Genomic DNA, 16,532 nt, shown 5'->3' with positions numbered 1-16,532 from the left:
GAACAAGGAACTGCCATGGCTTATTCCGACAAGGTCATCGACCACTATGAAAACCCCCGCAACGTCGGCTCCTTCGCGAAGGGCGACGATTCGGTCGGCACCGGGATGGTGGGCGCGCCCGCCTGCGGCGACGTGATGAAGCTGCAGATCAAGGTCAACCCGGATACCGGCGTGATCGAAGATGCGCGCTTCAAGACCTACGGCTGCGGTTCGGCGATCGCGTCGTCGTCGCTGGTGACCGAATGGGTCAAGGGCAAGACGCTCGACGAAGCCGCCGCGCTGAAGAACAGCGTCATCGCCGAAGAGCTGGCACTGCCGCCGGTGAAGGTGCACTGCTCGATCCTGGCCGAAGACGCGATCAAGGCTGCGGTGGATGATTACCGCAAGAAGCGCGCTTCGGCCGACATCCCGGCGGTCGCGGAGGCAGCGCACTGACATGGCCGTCACCCTGACCGAAAAGGCTGCGCGGCACGTCAGCCGCTACCTGACCAAGCGGGGCAGGGGGCTGGGCGTGCGCCTCGGCGTGAAGACGACCGGCTGCTCGGGCATGGCCTACAAGCTCGAGTACGTCGACGACCTGACCGAAGGCGACGTGACCTTCGAGAACCACGGCGTCAAGGTGATGGTCGATCCGAAAAGTCTGGCCTACCTCGATGGCACCGAGCTCGACTTCGTGCGGGAGGGCTTGAACGAAGGTTTCAAGTTCAACAATCCGAACGAACGCGACCGCTGCGGCTGCGGCGAGAGTTTCCGGATCTGAGCCGGCACTGGCCTCAACCCATCGACCGCCTGCATCACGGTGCCGGCGGTCTTTTTCTTGGCTTTGAACGTCCGAACGATGAATCTGCAGTCTGATGATTTCGAGCTTTTCGGTTTGCCGAAGCGCTTCGGCCAGGATGCCGCTGCCATCGACACCCGCTGGAAGGAACTGCAGCGCGAGGCGCATCCGGACCGTTTCGCGGCCGACGGTGCGGTGGCGCAGCGGATCGCGATGCAGTGGTCGGTGCGGATCAACGAGGCCTACCGCCGTCTGAAGGATCCGCTGAAGCGCGCTGCCTATCTGTGCGAATTGCGCGGTGCGCCGATCGCCGCGGAGGACAACACCGCCATGCCGCCGGCCTTCTTGATGCAGCAGATGGAATGGCGCGAGGCGCTCGACGATGCGGACGACGCGGAGGCCCTGGCTGCGCTCGAGGCCGAAGTCCGCGCCGCCCGCCGTGCCGCACTGGAGCGTTGCGAGGCAGCACTCGACAGGGACGACGACGCCGCCGCCGCGGCACGCGAAGTCAGAGCCCTCATGTTCATCACGCGTTTCGCACAGGATGTCGCGGCACGCGCGGATCAGCACGGACAATAGACGGTTGCCCCGACCTGTCCCCTCTACCGCATGGCACTTCTCCAGATCTCCGAGCCCCACCAGTCCCCCGACCCGCATCAGCGCCATATCGTCGTCGGCATCGACCTGGGCACGACGCATTCGCTGGTCGCTGCCGTGCGCAACGGTGTCGCCGAATGCCTGCCCGACGAGCAGGGCCGCATTCTGTTGCCGTCGGTGGTGCGCTATCTGTCGGCGCAGGGCCGGCAGATCGGCTGGGACGCCCGCGCGTCGGCGGTGGAGGACCCCGAGAACACCATCGTGTCGGCAAAACGCTTCATGGGCCGGTCGGTGAGCGACCTCGACCGTCCGGATCGGCTGCCGTACCGCTTCGTGCAGGACGCTGGTGCGGAGGGAGGCATGCTCGGCATTGAGACGGTTGCCGGTGTGAAGTCACCGGTGGAAGTCAGTGCAGAGATCCTCGCCACGCTGCGGCAGCGGGCGGAAGACACCTTCGACGACGATATCCGCGGTGCGGTCATCACGGTCCCCGCCTATTTCGACGATGCGCAGCGACAGGCAACCAAGGATGCCGCCCGCCTGGCAGGGCTGGAAGTCCTGCGGCTCATCAACGAGCCGACCGCAGCGGCGATCGCCTACGGGCTCGACAACGCCAGCGAGGGCATCTACGCGGTCTACGACCTCGGGGGTGGTACGTTCGACATTTCGATCCTGCGCCTGACGCGGGGTGTGTTCGAGGTGATCGCCACCGGCGGCGACTCGGCGCTCGGCGGCGACGATTACGACGCTACGCTGGCCGACTGGGTCCTGGAGCGCACCGGTGCGCGTGCCGACAGCGCATCCGACAAGGCGGCGCTGCGGCAGGCTGCCCGGGCCTGCAAGGAAGCGCTGTCTGCTATGGATTGGGTAGCGTTCTCCGCGGAGCTGGCGGGCGCTGTGGTGCATTTCGAGGTCAAACGCGCCGAGTTCGAGGAGGCGACGGCGGCACTGACCGCCCGCACCATAGCCGCCGTGCGACGTGCCCTCCGTGATGCCGACATAGGTCCCGACGACGTACAGGGTGTCGTTCTGGTGGGCGGTGCGACGCGCATGCCGCAGGTCCGTGCGGCGGTGGGCCGATGCTTCGGGCGCGAACCGCTGGTCGATCTCGATCCGGACCAGGTAGTCGCACTCGGTGCGGCGATCCAGGCGCAGCAACTGGCAGGGCAGGGCAGTGGCGACCTGCTGCTGCTCGACGTGATTCCCCTGTCGCTCGGCATCGAGACCATGGGTGGGCTGGTGGAGCGCATCGTGTCGCGCAACGAGACGATCCCCACGGCGAAGGCCCAGGACTTCACCACCTACCAGGACGGCCAGACCGCGCTCGCGCTGCACGTGGTGCAGGGCGAGCGGGACCTCGTCGCCGACTGCCGCAGTCTGGCGCGATTCGAATTGCGCGGCATTCCGCCCATGCCTGCCGGCGCGGCACGCATCCGCGTGACCTTCACGATCGATGCGGACGGCCTGCTGAGCGTCGCCGCCCGCGAGCAGACCAGCGGCGTCGAGGCGTGGATCGACGTCAAACCCTCGTACGGCCTGGCCGACGGCGACATCGCCCGCATGCTGCAGGAGAGTTTCGCCACCGCCGGCCAGGACATGGCCGCACGGGCGATCGCCGAGGCCCGGGTCGATGCCGAACGCATGCTGATGGCCACCCGCAGCGCGCTCGCCGCCGATGGCGACCTCTTGGATGCGGACGCGCGGTCTGGGATCGAGGCGCTGGTGTCGGCACTGGAGCGCGCCCACGCCGACAGCACCGATGCACCGACGCTGGTCGCCGCCACCAAGGCGCTCGCCGACGGCACCGAAGCCTTCGCCGCTGAGCGCATGAACCGCGGCATCCGCCAAGCTTTGGCGGGCCGCAACGTCCAGGCGCTCTGAGCGCCTCCGTCCTTCCCACGACAGTTTCGAGCCATGCCGGTCATCAAGATTCTTCCCCATCCCGAATACTGCCCGGAGGGCGCACAGGTCACGGCACCTGCCGGGACCTCGATCTGCGAGGCCTTGCTCGACCACGACATCGCGATCGAGCATGCATGTGACATGAGCGCGGCCTGCACCACCTGCCACGTGGTGGTGCGCGAGGGCTTCGCATCGCTCGGCGAACCCGACGAGGTCGAGGAAGACCTGCTGGACCGTGCATGGGGCCTGGAGCCGCAGTCGCGCCTGTCCTGCCAGGCGATACTGGCGCAGGCCGACGTGACGGTCGAGATCCCGAAATACTCGATCAACCATGCCAAGGAGAACCACTGACATGGCGCGCCAGATCGTGCTCGATACGGAAACCACCGGACTCTCAGCCGAAGGGGGCGACCGCATCATCGAGATCGGCTGCGTGGAACTGGTCGGCCGCAAGCTGACCGGCCGCAACAAGCACTACTACCTGAATCCGGGCCGCGACAGCCACGAGGATGCGCTGAAGGTGCACGGTATCAGCAACGAGTTCCTGCGGGACAAGCCGAAGTTCGAGGCGGTCGCCGAGGAACTGCTCGACTACCTGACCGGCGCCGAGGTGATCATCCATAACGCCGCCTTCGACGTCGGCTTCCTGAACAAGGAACTCGAACTCACCGGTCGGCCGCCGTTGAAGCGGTACGTCGGCAGCGTGACCGATACGCTGGTGATGGCCAAGGAGATGTTTCCGGGCAAACGCAACTCGCTGGATGCGTTGTGCGACCGGCTCGGCGTGGACAACTCCGGACGGACGCTGCACGGAGCCTTGCTGGATGCCGAGTTGCTGGCAGACGTGTACATCAATCTGACGCGTGGTCAGAACGCCCTGATGATCGACACGGACGAACCAGAGGTCGGGCATGTCGAAGTAGTGCAGGTAGATCTGCGCCAGTTCACGCTGCCGGTCATCCTGGCGGGCGAGCACGAACTGGAAGCGCACGAGAAAGTACTGTTGCAGCTCGACAAATCGTCCGGCGGTGCGCTTTGGCGAAAAGCCTGAAAAACTGTGCCATAATCGCGGGCTGTTGTGAACAACGACACGGGTGATTAGCTCAGCGGTAGAGCACTGCCTTCACACGGCAGGGGTCGCAGGTTCAAACCCTGCATCACCCACCAATATCGAACCCCGCAGTCTTTCGGACTGCGGGGTTTTCTTTTTGCCACGGCCGGTGTCAGTAGGGACGTGCTTGGCCGGGACAGGCAGGTATCACGTGTAAACTGAGTCGATCGCACGGTGAGATCCGCAGAGGGCCGTCCATGCCCTTTCTCCGAATTGACCTGCTGCCCCCGTGGAAGCCCGGCACCCTGCGGTCGGGCTTTTTTGTGTGCCCACCCGTACGAGGAGGACCCATGCTTTCGCCACTGTCGTGCGGTCCGTCGGGCTTCCATGGATAAGCCAGCGCCCGGAGAGGCCGCGCGCGCCATCGATAGCGGTGCTGTCGGGCGGCAGTCGCGGACCTGGTGGGAATGGGTTGGTCTGTCGATGGTCTTCGCCATCGTCCTGACGGTCGGCGCGCATCTGCAGCTGGAGGAGCGCGAACGCATCGAGGATGCAGAAAAAGAGCGTCTGACAGGTCAGGCCGCCCAGATCGCCAATCGTCTCGGACAAGAGGTGGCGGCGGTGGCATCGGCGGTCGAGCGCGTGCGGATCTCGACGGTGGTCTTCGATCGGCAGGATCCGCTGCATCGGACCTCGCAAGCACTGCAGGCGGTGCAGGATCTGGTGCCCGGCATCGAACAGTTGCGCATCGTCGATGCCAAGGGGATGGTGCGCGCATCCAACGACCTCGCCGCCGTCGGGGCGAGTGTCGCGGACGAACCTCTTTTTGCGGCGGCGCGCACCTCGGCACGGGTGACCGGTGCGACGCCGGCCATCCGGTTGGGATCGCCGGCGCGCCCCAGTCTGACGCTGTTCCGCACCATCAGCCGGCCGGATGGGGAGTTCGACGGACTCGTCTACGCGGTGATGGACCGACGTTACGTCACCGGCGTGCTCACCTCGTCGCTCTACGCGCCGGACATGCAGGTCGCGCTTGTCGATGCGGATGGTACGGTGCTCGGCGCGGCGCCCGTTTCAGGCGTGCCGGAGCAGATCGCACCGCAGTCCACAGAGCCGGACCAGCTGACGGTGTGGCAGCCGCTGCGCGGCGAAGGGCGCATGCTGGAGCGGGCTCTGGAGATCCGCATGGCACGTTCGCTGGACGCCGTGTACGCACCCTGGGCCGAGCGGCTCCAGGTCCAGCTTCTACTCGCCGCTCTGCTGGCGGCGTGCGGTGCCATCGGCCTCTGGACCCTGCAACGCCGCCGTGCGGCGCGCGACGCGCGTGATCGTCAGCGCACGATCGACGAGAAGGCGTATGCGGAACGGCTGGATTTCATGCTGTCGGGCGCCGATGTCGGCCTGCTCGACTGGAATATTCCCGAGCATCGCATCGAGTTCAACGCGCGCTGGTGCGTGCTGCTCGGGCTGCCGACGGGTGGAGCCGTCCATGGACCCGACCACTGGTTCTCGCGCGTCCACCCGGAAGATACCGCGCGGGTCCGCGCATCGATCGCCGACCACTGGGAAGGGTTGACCGCCGTCCACGAAGCGGAATACCGGATGCGGCACCACAGCGGCCGCTGGATCTGGGTGCTCGACCGCGGCAAAGTGATGCAGCGCGACGCAGCCGGCGCGCCGGTGCGCATGGTGATCGCGCACATGGACGTTACCCAGCACAAGCGCGCCGACGAAGCGTTGCGTCTGAGCGAAGCCCGTTTCCGTGCCCTGACCGAGCTGTCGTCCGACTGGTATTGGGAACTCGACGAGATGCACCGCTTCGTGCGGTTCGAGGGGTATTCCGATACACAGATCGGCATGCCCAAGGAGGACAACATCGGGCTCACCCGATGGGACCTCGGCGCGCTCAACATGACCGACGACGACTGGGATGCCCACCGCGCAGTGCTTGACGCGCACGAGGTATTCCACGATCTCGAATTGCAGCGGCTCGACACGGCTGGCGTGGTCTATTGGGTCTCGATCAGCGGAGCGCCGATCTTCGACGCCAGCGGCCGTTTCCGGGGTTACCGCGGCATCGGGCGCAGCATCACCGACCGCAAGCGGGTGGAAGACGAGATTGAGCGACTCGCGTTCTACGACGCACTGACCGGATTGCCCAACCGACGTCTGCTGCTGGATCGCCTGACCGCCGCGCTCGCACGCTGTCGCGATCGCGGGCAGCGCGGCGCCTTGCTGTTCATCGATCTCGACAATTTCAAGGACCTGAACGACACGATGGGACACGATGTAGGGGATTCGCTCCTGGAGCGCGTCGCCAACCGGCTCGTCACCTGCGTGAAGTCCGGAGATACGGTCGCCCGTCTCGGCGGCGACGAGTTCGTGGTGATGCTGGAGTCTTTGCCCGGCGATGAAGCCACGGCCGTCCGCGATGCCCGGATCGTCGGCGAGCGGGTTCTGTCGGTACTGAATCACCCCTACTTGTTGGATGGCTACCAGCACCACAGCACGCCGAGTCTGGGCATTGCGGTGTTCGACGGACAGATCCGCAGCGTGGACGAGTTGCTGAAGCGGGCCGATCTCGCGATGTACCAGGCCAAGGCTGCGGGCCGCAATACGCTGTGCTTTTTCCATCCCGAGATGCAGCAGGCCGTGATCCGCCGGTCGGCGCTGGAAGCCGATCTGCGGACTGCGCTCGACAATGCGGAACTGGTCCTGTACTACCAGCCGGTGGTCGACCACCAGGCGCAGCTCACCGGTGCGGAGGCGTTGCTGCGCTGGCGCCACCCGCAGCGCGGGATGGTGTCTCCCGGCGAGTTCATTCCGCTGGCCGAACAGACCGGCCTGATCCTCGGCATCGGCCAGTGGGTGATCGAAACGGCCTGCGCGCAACTGGTCCAGTGGGCCGCCGAACCCGAGACCCGCGACCTGACCATCGCGGTGAACGTGAGTGCGCGCCAGTTCCGGCAGCTGGACTTCGCACCGCAGGTGGTGTCGATCCTCGAGCGCACCGGTGCCCGCGGCGACCGGCTCAAGATCGAACTGACCGAAAGCCTGCTGTTGAACGACGTGGAGGACATCATCGCCAAGATGGGCGCCCTCCGCGCGCGAGGAGTCGGTTTTTCGCTCGACGATTTCGGCACCGGCTATTCGTCGCTCAGCTATCTGAAGCGGCTGCCGCTGGACCAGCTGAAGATCGATCAGTCTTTCGTGCGCGACGTGCTGACCGATCCCAACGATGCCGCCATCGTCAGGACCATTCTCGCCCTCGCGGAAAGCCTGGATCTGGCCGTCGTTGCGGAGGGCGTCGAAACCATCGGTCAGCTCGACTTCCTGACCGAAAGCGGCTGCCGTGCCTTCCAGGGTTATCTCTTCGGACGCCCGGCACCGATGCAGGTGATGCTGAGCAATCTGCGGCCTATCTCCGTAGGGCACTGAGCGCACGCGCGACGTCGTGCACCAGTGCGGGCCCGCGGTAGATGAGGCCGGTGTAGATCTGCACCACGTCGGCGCCCGCCTGCACTTTCGCGACCGCATCGTCGGCCGAGAGAATGCCGCCCACGCCGATGATCGGAAAACCGGCGCCCAACCGGGCGCGCAGCCGGGCGACCACCTGGTTGCTCGCCTCGCGTACCGGCGCGCCCGACAGCCCGCCTGTCTCGTCCGCATGCGGCAGGCCCTGCACCTGGTCGCGCGCGATGGTCGTATTGGTCGCGATCACGCCGTCCATCCCGTTGCGCAGCAACGTCGCGGCGACCGCATCGACCTGTGCCTCGTCCAGGTCCGGCGCGATCTTCACGAATACCGGCACCTGGCGACCGTGTCGGGCCGCCAGTTCGCCGCGCCGCGCGGTGATCGCGCCCAGCAGCGGGTCGAGGGCGTCGTCCGCCTGGAGCGCGCGCAGGTTCTTCGTATTGGGCGAACTGATGTTGACGGTGATGTAGTCGGCATGCGGATAAACGCCGTCCAGGCAGGCCAGATAGTCGTCCGTGGCACGGTCGATCGGGGTGTCGGCATTCTTGCCGATGTTCAGCCCGAGGCGCAGCGCCGCACCGCGCTGGCGCAGTCGCGACCGGCGCACGTTCGCCAGGAAGGCGTCGAGACCCTGATTGTTGAAACCCAGCCGGTTGATCAGTGCATCGGCATCCGGCAGGCGGAACATGCGCGGCTTCGGATTGCCGGCCTGACCGCGAGGCGTGACGGTGCCGACCTCCACGAAGCCGAAACCCATCGCACCAAAGGCATCGATCGCGCGCGCGTTCTTGTCGAGCCCGGCCGCCAGGCCGACCCGGTTCGGAAACGTCAACCCCGCGAGCGTGATCGGGTCGTCGACGGTCGGCTGCTTCCATGCGCACGCGAGCGGCGTGTTCTGGCCTCGGGCCAGCCAGTCGAGCGTGAAGTCGTGCGCCGCTTCGGCATCGAGACGGAACAGAAGAGGGCGGGCGAGAGCGTAGGGCAGCAGCGGCATCGGATAATTTCCAGTTCCCGGTTCGGGTCGAACCGCGCATTTTCCTTCACCGATTGCCAATGAAGCACGCAGACGCCCCCTCTTCCGCACCGCTGTCCCAGGACGCCCTCAAGACCCTGGTCGGCCGCGCGGCGCTCGACTACGTGGTTCCCGGCGAAATCGTGGGCGTCGGCACCGGCTCCACCGTCAATAAGTTCATCGATGCCCTGGCGACGATGCGCGACCGCATTCCGGGCGCAGTGTCCAGCTCCCTGGCGAGCACCGAGCGTCTGCGCGCAGCGGGCATCACCGTGTTCGATGCGGAGAAAGTCGAGTCGCTCGCGGTCTACATCGACGGCGCGGACGAGATCGATGGCCGCGGGTTCATGGTCAAGGGTGGTGGTGCGGCCCTGACGCGCGAGAAGATCGTCGCAGCGCTTGCGCGGCAGTTCGTCTGCATCGCCGACGTGTCCAAACGCGTGGAAGTCCTGGGCGGCTTCCCGCTGCCGGTCGAAGTCATTCCGATGGCCGAGACGCGCATCGTGCGCGATTTCGCCGCACAGGGCGGGACGGCGACGCTCCGCATGCGGGACGGCCAGCCGCTGGTGACCGACAACGGGCAGCACATTCTGGATGTGACCGGCCTGCGCATCACCGATCCGCTGGCCTTCGAAAACGAGGTGAGCCGTTGGCCCGGTGTGGTGACCGTCGGTGTGTTCGCGCACCAGAAGGCGCATGTCTGCCTGCTGGCCGGTGCCGGCGGTGTCGAGACACTCCGGTACTGATCCGTCCTGCGGATCGCTGCAGTGTCAGAACTGCAGACCTGCAGGATTCGACGGCCGACTGGCGGGGGCGCGCGGTGCCGGTCGATCGCCGGCCGCTGACGGTGCCGGCCCCGGGGCTGCCGTGTTGGGCCGCGCACTGCCCGCCGCTGCCGGGCGTTGAACGGCAACCAGCGGCGTGGCCGCGGGAAACTGGTAGGCGGGCGGCAACTGCGACTGCTTAGGGTACCCCGCCGCGTCGAGGTACTGCGTCCATTCCGCGTCGGAAAACCCCTGCAGGTGCTGGCCACCCACGGTCGCAAACGGGAGCGCGCTATCGCCACTGATGCGCTTGAGGGCTTCCGAATCTTCTGCCGTCGCGATCGTCTTTTCCGTGAACGGAACCCCGCGGCTGCGCAGGAGCTGACGTGCGCTCGCACACGGGCCGCAGTCGCTCGAGGTGTACAGGACGACGGGATACCGCTGGGAGATGGATCGCAGTTCGAACGGGAGCGACGGGCCGGCGGCGCCGGCCGCCATGGGCTCCGCGAGAGCAGGTACGGCCGCTGCAGCGGCCGGGGGCCGGTCGGAAAAGGTGACCCGCCCGTCAGGACCAATGATCCGGTAGACCTGTGCGGCTGCGCCGCTGGCCACACCGGCCAGCAGGAGCGTCAGGGCGGTAGCGCGAACGGCGAGTGCCATGGTGAGGGTCTCCTGCGGTCCTGCCGGGAAACTCAGGACGCCATGCCTTGATGGCGCAGCAGGGCGTCGATGGTGGGCGCCCGCCCACGGAACGCCTTGAACGACTCCATCGCCGGGCGGCTGCCACCCGCCTCAAGGATCGCCTCGCGGTAGCGACGACCGGTCGCCGGATTGGGCGTCCCATCGTCCCGCACGGTTTCCTCGAATGCAGCGTAGGCATCCGCGCTCAGCACCTCCGCCCACTTGTAGCTGTAATAGCCGGCCGCATAGCCGCCCGCGAAGATGTGGCTGAAGGTATGCACCGGACGCGAGAAAGCGGGCGCCTGCAGCACGGCCACCTCGGCCCGAACCTCGGCCAGCAGCGGCATGAAGTCGGCGGCCGGATCGTGCTGCGTGTGCAGCAGCATGTCGAACAGCGCGAACTCGATCTGCCGCAGCGTCGCCAGTCCGCTCTGGAAGTTCTTCGCCCGCAGCATCTTGTCGAACAGTGCGCGGGGCAGCGGCTCGCCCGTGTCGACATGCGCCGTCATGTGGCGCAGCACGTCCCATTCCCAGCAGAAGTTCTCCATGAACTGGCTGGGCAGCTCGACTGCATCCCACTCGACGCCGTTGATGCCCGAGACGTCATGCTCGTTCACCTGGGTCAGCATGTGGTGCAGGCCATGGCCGAATTCGTGGAACAGGGTGGTCACGTCGTCATGGGTGAGCAGCGGCGGCTTGCCATCCACGCCTTCGGCGAAATTGCAGACGAGATGGGCGACCGGTGTCTGCAGTACGCCGGTGTCGGGACGCAACCACCGGGCACGGACATCGTCCATCCATGCGCCGCCGCGTTTGCCGGTACGGGCAGAAGGATCGAGGTAAAACTGGCCGACCAGCGCGCCCCCGCGCTCGATCCGGTAGAACTCGACCGACGGATGCCAGACGGGGGCTGAATCCCGCCGGATCGCGACATCGAACAGCGTCTCGACGATCTTGAACAGCCCGGCCAGCACCTTCGGCTCCGGTAGGTATTGCTTGACTTCCTGTTCGCTGAAGGCATACCGGTCTTCCTTGAGCTTCTCGCCGATGTAGGCCCAGTCCCAAGGTTGCGGATCGGACAGCCCCAGCGTCTCGCGTGCGAACGCCCGCATGTCCGCCACGTCGCATTCGGCATAGGGGCGGGCGCGGCCGGCGAGGTCGCGCAGGAAGTCGATCACCTCCTGCGGGGTGTCCGCCATCTTCGGAACGACCGACACTTCGCCGAAGTTGCGGTAGCCGAGCAGGCGCGACTCCTCCTGACGAAGAGCTAGCGTCTCGCGGATCAGCGGGCCGTTGTCGAGCTTGGCGTCGCCCTGTTCGCTGGCCCGGGTGGCATAGGCGGTGTACAGCGTGCGGCGCAGGTCCGCGCTGTCGGCGAACTGCATCACCGGCAGGTAGCTCGGCATCTTGAGCGTGAGCTTCCAGCCGTCCTTGCCTTCCGCCTCGGCGGCAGCCCGGGCTGCCTGTTTTACATCCTCGGGCAGGCCCGACAGTTCGTCCTCGCGGGCGTAGTACGCGAAGGCATCGGTGGCGTCGAGCGCATGTTCGCTGAACTTCTGGCTGACCTCGGCCTGGCGCTCCTGAATCTCGGCGAATCGTTCGCGATCCGCCCCCTGGAGTTCGGCGCCGGACAGCACGAAGTTGCGCATCGCATTGTGGTGTGCGCGGCGCTGCTCGGGCGTCAGCGTCGACACCTCGATGGCCTTGTACTTCGCATAGAGGCGCTCGTCCGCGCCCAGGCGCGTCCAGAACTCGGTGGTGCGCGGCAGCGCCGCGTTGTAGGCCGCCCGCAGTTCAGGTGTGTCCGCAACGCTGTTCAGGTGCCCGACGGCCCCCCAGGCACGGCCGAGCTTCTCGGTGGCGACGTCCAGCACCCGCGCGATGGCGGTCCAGTCGGCGGGGAAGTCCGGTGCGGTCACCGTTTCCAGGGCACGCTCCGCCTCGGCCAGCAACTGGTCCACGGCGGGCGCCACGTGCTCCGGGCGGATCTGGTCGAAAAGCGGAAGATCGGTGATGTCGAGCAGGGGATTGGTCATGGAACCGATTTTGTGCCGCACGGCGGCGCTTCAAGTGAAGGCTTGTTCGGATGGCGACGATAGGCAGGGGCTATGCGGCCATGGTGCCGGCCGTGCGTTCCGCCGCCTCGATCGTGTTGACCAGCAGCATGGTGATCGTCATCGGGCCGACGCCGCCCGGCACCGGCGTGATCCAGCTGGCGACCTGCGACACGCCTGCGAAGTCGACGTCGCCGCAAAGTTTGCCTTCGTCGTTGCGGTTCATGCCGACGTCGATCACCACGGCGCCAGGTTTGACCATGTCGGCGGTCAGCACATTGCGCTTGCCGACCGCGGCCACCACCACGTCCGCCTGCCGTGTGATCGCACCCAGGTCGGCGGTCGCGCTGTGGCAGACGGTGACCGTTGCGCTGCGCGCCAGCAGCATCAGCGCCATCGGCTTGCCGACGATGTTGCTGCGGCCGATGACGACCGCATGCTTGCCGCGCAGGTCGTAGCCGATCGAATCGAGCATCTTCATGCAGCCGTAGGGTGTGCAGGGCCAGAAGCCCGGCGTACCGGTCATGAGCGCGCCGGCAGAGGCGACATGGAAGCCGTCGACGTCCTTGTCCGGTGAGATCGCCTCGATCACCTTCTGCGCGTCGATGTGCGGCGGCAGCGGCAGCTGCACCAGGATGCCGTGGATCGCCGGGTCGCGGTTGAGGGCGTCCACCCGGGCCAGCAGGTCGGCTTCGCTCATCGTGGCGTCGTACTTCTCCAGCACCGAATGCAGCCCGCTGTCTTCGCAGGCCTTGACCTTGTTGCGTACGTAGACCTGGCTGGCCGGGTTGTCGCCGACCAGCACGACGGCCAGTCCTGGGGTGGTACCGCGGGCAGACAGCGCCGCAGCGCGTTGCGCCACTTCGGCGCGGAGTTGGCGGGAGAGGGCGTTGCCGTCGATGGTCTGGGCGGTCATGGGAGCGGTCTTTGGAAATGAAAACGCCCGTTTGAGCAGGTCAGACGGGCGCAGGGTGCTATGGAAAAAGTAGCGTCAGGTCTTGGGCGCGTTCTGGCCGAGGGCGATCTTCAGCAGATCGGCGACGGTGTTGGCATTGAGCTTTTCCATGATGTTGGCCCGGTGGGCCTCTACCGTCTTGATGCTGATCCCGAGGTCGTCGGCGATCTGCTTGTTGAGGCGGCCCGCCACGATCCGCTCCAGCACCTGCGCCTCGCGCGAGGTGAGCTTGCCCAGCAGCGCATCGCGGCTGGCCGCCTGCTGGGAGTCGGCGAACACGCTTTTGGCATGGTCGAGCATGCGCTCGACCAGCGCGAGCAGTTCGTCTTCCTTGAAGGGCTTCTGGATGAAATCGAGAGCGCCTTTCTTCATCGTGTTGACTGCCATCGGCACGTCGCCGTGGCCGGTGATGAAGACGATGGGAAGCGGCGATTTGCGTTCGAGCAAACGGTCCTGCAGTTCGAGGCCGGTCATGCCGCCCATGCGGATGTCGACGATCAGGCAGGCAACTTCACGCGGGTCGTAGCGGGACAGGAATGATTCCGCCGATTCGAAGCAGCGCACCCGGTAGTCCTTGCCTTCGAGCAGCCACTGCAGGGAATCGCGTACCGCTTCGTCGTCGTCGACCACATACACCGTGCCTTTTTTCGGAATCAAGCTCATGCAGTCGTTACCCCGGGGTTCTTCGTAATGGCGGCGTTGGATGCGGAAACGTCGCCGGGGTGTGACAGCGGGATCCAGAAGGAGAAGCGGCAGCCGACAACGTCCGGACCATTGTAGAGGTTCTCCGCCTGCATCCTGCCCTGGTGGGACTCGACGATGCTGCGGCACAGATTGAGGCCGATGCCCATGCCTTCAGACTTGGTGGAGAAGAAGGCTTCGAACAGCCGCTCGAGCACCTCCGGCGCCAGGCCGCCGCCGGTATCGATCACGGTGAACTCGACGACGGGCTGCTGGTCCACCTGCTTCGGCACGACCCGCAGCTCGACGCTGCGGCGGCCATGCGGACGCTCGGCATGGTCGATGGATTCCGCTGCGTTCTTCATCAGGTTGACCAAAACCTGCTCGATCAGGATCGGGTCCACCATGAGGGTGGGCAGGCGGGCGGCGACGTAGTGCGACAGGCGGACCTTGCGGCGCCGCAGTTCGATGCCGGCGAGCTCCACCGATTCCGCCACGATCGGCCCGACTTCCGACGGCGTGCGGTTGGGCTCGCTGCGCTTCACGAAGGAGCGGATGCGCTGGATGATCTGACCGGCCCGCTGGGCCTGGTGCGCGGTCTTTTCCAGCGCGCCGAGCAGCGCTTCGGTGCTGATCTGGCCGCCCTGGATGCGCGTGACCATGCCGCTGCAGTAGTTGCTGATCGCGGTCAGCGGCTGGTTGAGTTCGTGCGCGACCGACGACGCCATTTCGCCCATCGTGATCAGGCGGCTGGCCGACTGGGCGCGTTCGGCCTGCAGCGCCGCCTGTTCTTCGGCATGGCGGCGCGGCGTGATGTCGGTGGCGATCACCATCTGCGCCAGGCGACCGTCCACCCAGTTCAGGTAACGGGAGCGGACTTCCAGCCATTTGTTGAGCGAGGGCACGAAGATCTCGGCGTTCTCCGACTGCGCCATGGTGAGCGAGGTTGTCGGCAGGCCGGCCAGACCGTCGACGTCGTCGAGCGTGTCCTCGCCCTCGGGCCCGGCAGCATCGGGCGCGCCCGCGGACGGCATGCCGGCCTGGGCCACCATGCGCAGATGACCGTCGGTCTCGGAGCCGAACCATTGGCGGTAGAGCTTGTTGGCGAACAGCAATTCCTGGCTGCCCAGGGGCGCGACCGAGACCGAGGCGTCGAGCGCCTCCAGCACGATGGTGAAACGTTCGTGCGAAGCCGACAGCTGGGCGCGGATGCGGTTCGGCTCGGTGATGTCCGTCATCGAGGTCATCCAGCCGGTCTGCGTGCCCTTTGGGTCGATCAGCGGCGACACGTAGAGCCGCGCGTCGAAGATATGACCGCGCTTGTGCTTGACCCGGACCTGGAAGCCGCCCGGCGCGTGGTTGCCGGAGAGTTCCTCCTGCAGCCGTGCCGCTAGCACCGCGTGATCGTCCTCGGGCCAGTAGGAGTAGGGTGGCGTCTGGCCGACCAGTTCGCTCTCGGTCCAGCCGGTCATCTGGCAGAACGCCGCGTTGACGTAGGTGATCCGGCTGTCCATGTCGAGGGCGCGCATGCCGGTCAGCACGGAGTTTTCCATCGCGCGGCGGAAGTTGGTTTCGGCGACGAGCGCCTGCTGTGCCTGCACCCGGCGCCGGGTGTGCCGCCAGGTCGCGATCAGCATCCACGCGGTCATGGCGCTCAGCATCCCGACCAGCCAGAAGAATCCGCTGCCCACCATGCCGAGCGACGTGCGGTAGGCCTGCGCGTGCAGCACCAGTGCGTTGCCGACGGGCGACACCGGCACTTCGTAGGTGTTCGGCCGTGCGGCCCAGGGCATCAGGCGCTTGGCGCCGTTTCGGGGCGGCAGGGGCGTGCCGGCGAGCACCCGGTCGTTGCCGTCCTGCAGGGTGACGGCATAGCGGGCCAGCACTTCGCTGGGCACGCCGTAACGCAGCAATCCGTCGATCGAATATTCGCCGAGGACGACGCCCGCGAAGTGGCCCTGGGTGGTCAGCGGGATCTGCAGTTGCAGCAGCGTCGACGCCTCCGGCCCGCCGGTCGGCTGCGAATACACCGGCTGCTGCAGGTCACGCGCCAGGCTGAAGACGCCCTCGGTCTCGCCCGGCCGCAGCGTGTCGCCGACGATTCGCAGCTGGCTATGCGCGAAGGAGGGCGCCGCATGCGTGGCCAACACCCGCCGGCGCTCGTCGATCCAGCTCAGGCCCTGGACTTCGGGGAACTGGCTGATGAGCGATTCGGCGCGGCTCGTGAACTCCTCGGCATCGACTTCGCCGTTGGAGATGTCGCGGCCGATCCGCATCAGCTGCTCCTGGCGCTCCAGCAGCCGCAACCGCAATCGTTGTTGCGCATATTCGACATCGCGCCGCACCGCTTCGTGCTCGCGTTCCAGTTCCTCGGTACGCAGATACCAGAAGGCCGACACGATCGCCGCCAGAAACAGCAGCACGGCTGCGAGAGGCGCCAGCATCGCGAACCGGTCCTGGCGTTGCGGCGACTGGCGCTGCCACCAGAGGCGCCACAGCGCAGCCAGTCGGGTGAAACCCCCGCTTCGGGGCCGGACGGAGGGGGTCGGTCGCATCGGCGGGAGTGTAGGTGGGTGGTCAGGC

The 16,532-nt window shown here is 66.6% G+C and carries 14 protein-coding genes and 1 tRNA gene; 9 read left to right on the top strand and 6 right to left on the bottom strand.

Going from position 1 to position 16,532, the window contains the following annotated elements:
- The first annotated feature begins 15 nt into the window (after positions 1 to 15).
- The 8 genes from iscU to QZ500_RS03215 all read left to right on the top strand — a co-directional run bounded on the left by iscU (position 16) and on the right by QZ500_RS03215 (position 7,766).
- Positions 16 to 435 (top strand): Fe-S cluster assembly scaffold IscU, encoded by a 420-nt coding sequence (gene iscU, locus QZ500_RS03250; protein WP_295850750.1) that lies wholly within the window; start codon positions 16 to 18, stop codon positions 433 to 435.
- A gap of 1 nt (position 436) precedes the next feature.
- Positions 437 to 760, top strand: a complete 324-nt coding sequence (iscA, locus tag QZ500_RS03245) for an iron-sulfur cluster assembly protein IscA (RefSeq protein WP_295850747.1) — start codon at positions 437 to 439, stop codon at positions 758 to 760.
- A gap of 78 nt (positions 761 to 838) precedes the next feature.
- A complete protein-coding gene (hscB, locus tag QZ500_RS03240) occupies positions 839 to 1,357 on the top strand; it encodes a Fe-S protein assembly co-chaperone HscB (protein ID WP_295850919.1) in 519 nt (172 codons plus the stop codon).
- Between the two features lie 30 nt (positions 1,358 to 1,387).
- Positions 1,388 to 3,256 (top strand): Fe-S protein assembly chaperone HscA, encoded by a 1,869-nt coding sequence (gene hscA, locus QZ500_RS03235; protein WP_295850744.1) that lies wholly within the window; start codon positions 1,388 to 1,390, stop codon positions 3,254 to 3,256.
- A 33-nt stretch (positions 3,257 to 3,289) separates the two neighbouring features.
- Entirely contained in the window at positions 3,290 to 3,628 is a 339-nt protein-coding gene (gene fdx, locus QZ500_RS03230) for an ISC system 2Fe-2S type ferredoxin (RefSeq protein WP_295850742.1), read from the top strand.
- A 1-nt stretch (position 3,629) separates the two neighbouring features.
- A complete protein-coding gene (dnaQ, locus tag QZ500_RS03225; RefSeq protein WP_295850740.1) occupies positions 3,630 to 4,328 on the top strand; it encodes a DNA polymerase III subunit epsilon in 699 nt (232 codons plus the stop codon).
- A 41-nt stretch (positions 4,329 to 4,369) separates the two neighbouring features.
- Positions 4,370 to 4,444, top strand: a tRNA-Val gene (locus QZ500_RS03220).
- Between the two features lie 271 nt (positions 4,445 to 4,715).
- The gene (locus tag QZ500_RS03215; RefSeq protein ID WP_295850738.1) at positions 4,716 to 7,766 is read left to right on the top strand and encodes an EAL domain-containing protein; all 3,051 of its coding nucleotides are present in this window, start codon (positions 4,716 to 4,718) and stop codon (positions 7,764 to 7,766) included.
- Here QZ500_RS03215 and QZ500_RS03210 read toward each other — a convergent pair.
- Complete coding sequence (locus QZ500_RS03210) at positions 7,747 to 8,796, bottom strand: quinone-dependent dihydroorotate dehydrogenase (protein ID WP_295850916.1); 1,050 nt, start codon at positions 8,794 to 8,796, stop codon at positions 7,747 to 7,749. The two genes, QZ500_RS03215 and QZ500_RS03210, sit on opposite strands and share 20 nt — an antisense overlap.
- 59 nt (positions 8,797 to 8,855) lie before the next feature.
- On the opposite strand from QZ500_RS03210, the gene rpiA reads away from it, so the two are divergent.
- The gene (gene rpiA, locus QZ500_RS03205) at positions 8,856 to 9,560 is read left to right on the top strand and encodes a ribose-5-phosphate isomerase RpiA (RefSeq protein ID WP_295850735.1); all 705 of its coding nucleotides are present in this window, start codon (positions 8,856 to 8,858) and stop codon (positions 9,558 to 9,560) included.
- A 24-nt stretch (positions 9,561 to 9,584) separates the two neighbouring features.
- On the opposite strand, the gene QZ500_RS03200 is transcribed toward rpiA, so the two are convergent.
- From QZ500_RS03200 to QZ500_RS03180, 5 genes are all read right to left on the bottom strand, one after another.
- Positions 9,585 to 10,238: a glutaredoxin family protein gene (locus QZ500_RS03200; RefSeq protein ID WP_295850731.1), complete on the bottom strand. Its 654-nt coding sequence runs from the start codon at positions 10,236 to 10,238 to the stop codon at positions 9,585 to 9,587.
- Between the two features lie 32 nt (positions 10,239 to 10,270).
- Positions 10,271 to 12,295 (bottom strand): M3 family metallopeptidase, encoded by a 2,025-nt coding sequence (locus QZ500_RS03195; protein WP_295850728.1) that lies wholly within the window; start codon positions 12,293 to 12,295, stop codon positions 10,271 to 10,273.
- Between the two features lie 70 nt (positions 12,296 to 12,365).
- Complete coding sequence (gene folD, locus QZ500_RS03190; RefSeq protein ID WP_295850725.1) at positions 12,366 to 13,229, bottom strand: bifunctional methylenetetrahydrofolate dehydrogenase/methenyltetrahydrofolate cyclohydrolase FolD; 864 nt, start codon at positions 13,227 to 13,229, stop codon at positions 12,366 to 12,368.
- 75 nt (positions 13,230 to 13,304) lie between these two features.
- On the bottom strand, positions 13,305 to 13,931 hold the full coding sequence (locus QZ500_RS03185; protein WP_295850722.1) for a response regulator transcription factor: 627 nt from the start codon (positions 13,929 to 13,931) through the stop codon (positions 13,305 to 13,307).
- A complete protein-coding gene (locus tag QZ500_RS03180) occupies positions 13,928 to 16,504 on the bottom strand; it encodes a PAS domain S-box protein (RefSeq protein ID WP_295850719.1) in 2,577 nt (858 codons plus the stop codon). Before QZ500_RS03180 ends, QZ500_RS03185 begins: the two co-directional genes overlap by 4 nt.
- Positions 16,505 to 16,532: the final 28 nt, after the last annotated feature.

Origin of the sequence: uncultured Xylophilus sp. (assembly GCA_913776965.1) — a bacterium.
GTDB lineage: Bacteria > Pseudomonadota > Gammaproteobacteria > Burkholderiales > Burkholderiaceae_C > Xylophilus.
The sequence above is the reverse complement of the archived record's forward strand: the minus strand, read 5'-3'. Positions and strand labels throughout refer to the sequence as shown.

Excerpts from the sequence above, each read along its gene's own strand:
- iscU (WP_295850750.1), top strand. The coding sequence starts at position 16 with ATGGCTTATTCCGACAAGGTCATCGACCACTATGAAAACCCCCGCAAC.
- iscA (WP_295850747.1), top strand. The coding sequence starts at position 437 with ATGGCCGTCACCCTGACCGAAAAGGCTGCGCGGCACGTCAGCCGCTAC.
- hscB (WP_295850919.1), top strand. The coding sequence starts at position 839 with ATGAATCTGCAGTCTGATGATTTCGAGCTTTTCGGTTTGCCGAAGCGC.
- hscA (WP_295850744.1), top strand. The coding sequence starts at position 1,388 with ATGGCACTTCTCCAGATCTCCGAGCCCCACCAGTCCCCCGACCCGCAT.
- fdx (WP_295850742.1), top strand. The coding sequence starts at position 3,290 with ATGCCGGTCATCAAGATTCTTCCCCATCCCGAATACTGCCCGGAGGGC.
- dnaQ (WP_295850740.1), top strand. The coding sequence starts at position 3,630 with ATGGCGCGCCAGATCGTGCTCGATACGGAAACCACCGGACTCTCAGCC.
- QZ500_RS03215 (WP_295850738.1), top strand. The coding sequence starts at position 4,716 with ATGGATAAGCCAGCGCCCGGAGAGGCCGCGCGCGCCATCGATAGCGGT.
- QZ500_RS03210 (WP_295850916.1), bottom strand. The coding sequence starts at position 8,796 with ATGCCGCTGCTGCCCTACGCTCTCGCCCGCCCTCTTCTGTTCCGTCTC.
- rpiA (WP_295850735.1), top strand. The coding sequence starts at position 8,856 with ATGAAGCACGCAGACGCCCCCTCTTCCGCACCGCTGTCCCAGGACGCC.
- QZ500_RS03200 (WP_295850731.1), bottom strand. The coding sequence starts at position 10,238 with ATGGCACTCGCCGTTCGCGCTACCGCCCTGACGCTCCTGCTGGCCGGT.
- QZ500_RS03195 (WP_295850728.1), bottom strand. The coding sequence starts at position 12,295 with ATGACCAATCCCCTGCTCGACATCACCGATCTTCCGCTTTTCGACCAG.
- folD (WP_295850725.1), bottom strand. The coding sequence starts at position 13,229 with ATGACCGCCCAGACCATCGACGGCAACGCCCTCTCCCGCCAACTCCGC.
- QZ500_RS03185 (WP_295850722.1), bottom strand. The coding sequence starts at position 13,931 with ATGAGCTTGATTCCGAAAAAAGGCACGGTGTATGTGGTCGACGACGAC.
- QZ500_RS03180 (WP_295850719.1), bottom strand. The coding sequence starts at position 16,504 with ATGCGACCGACCCCCTCCGTCCGGCCCCGAAGCGGGGGTTTCACCCGA.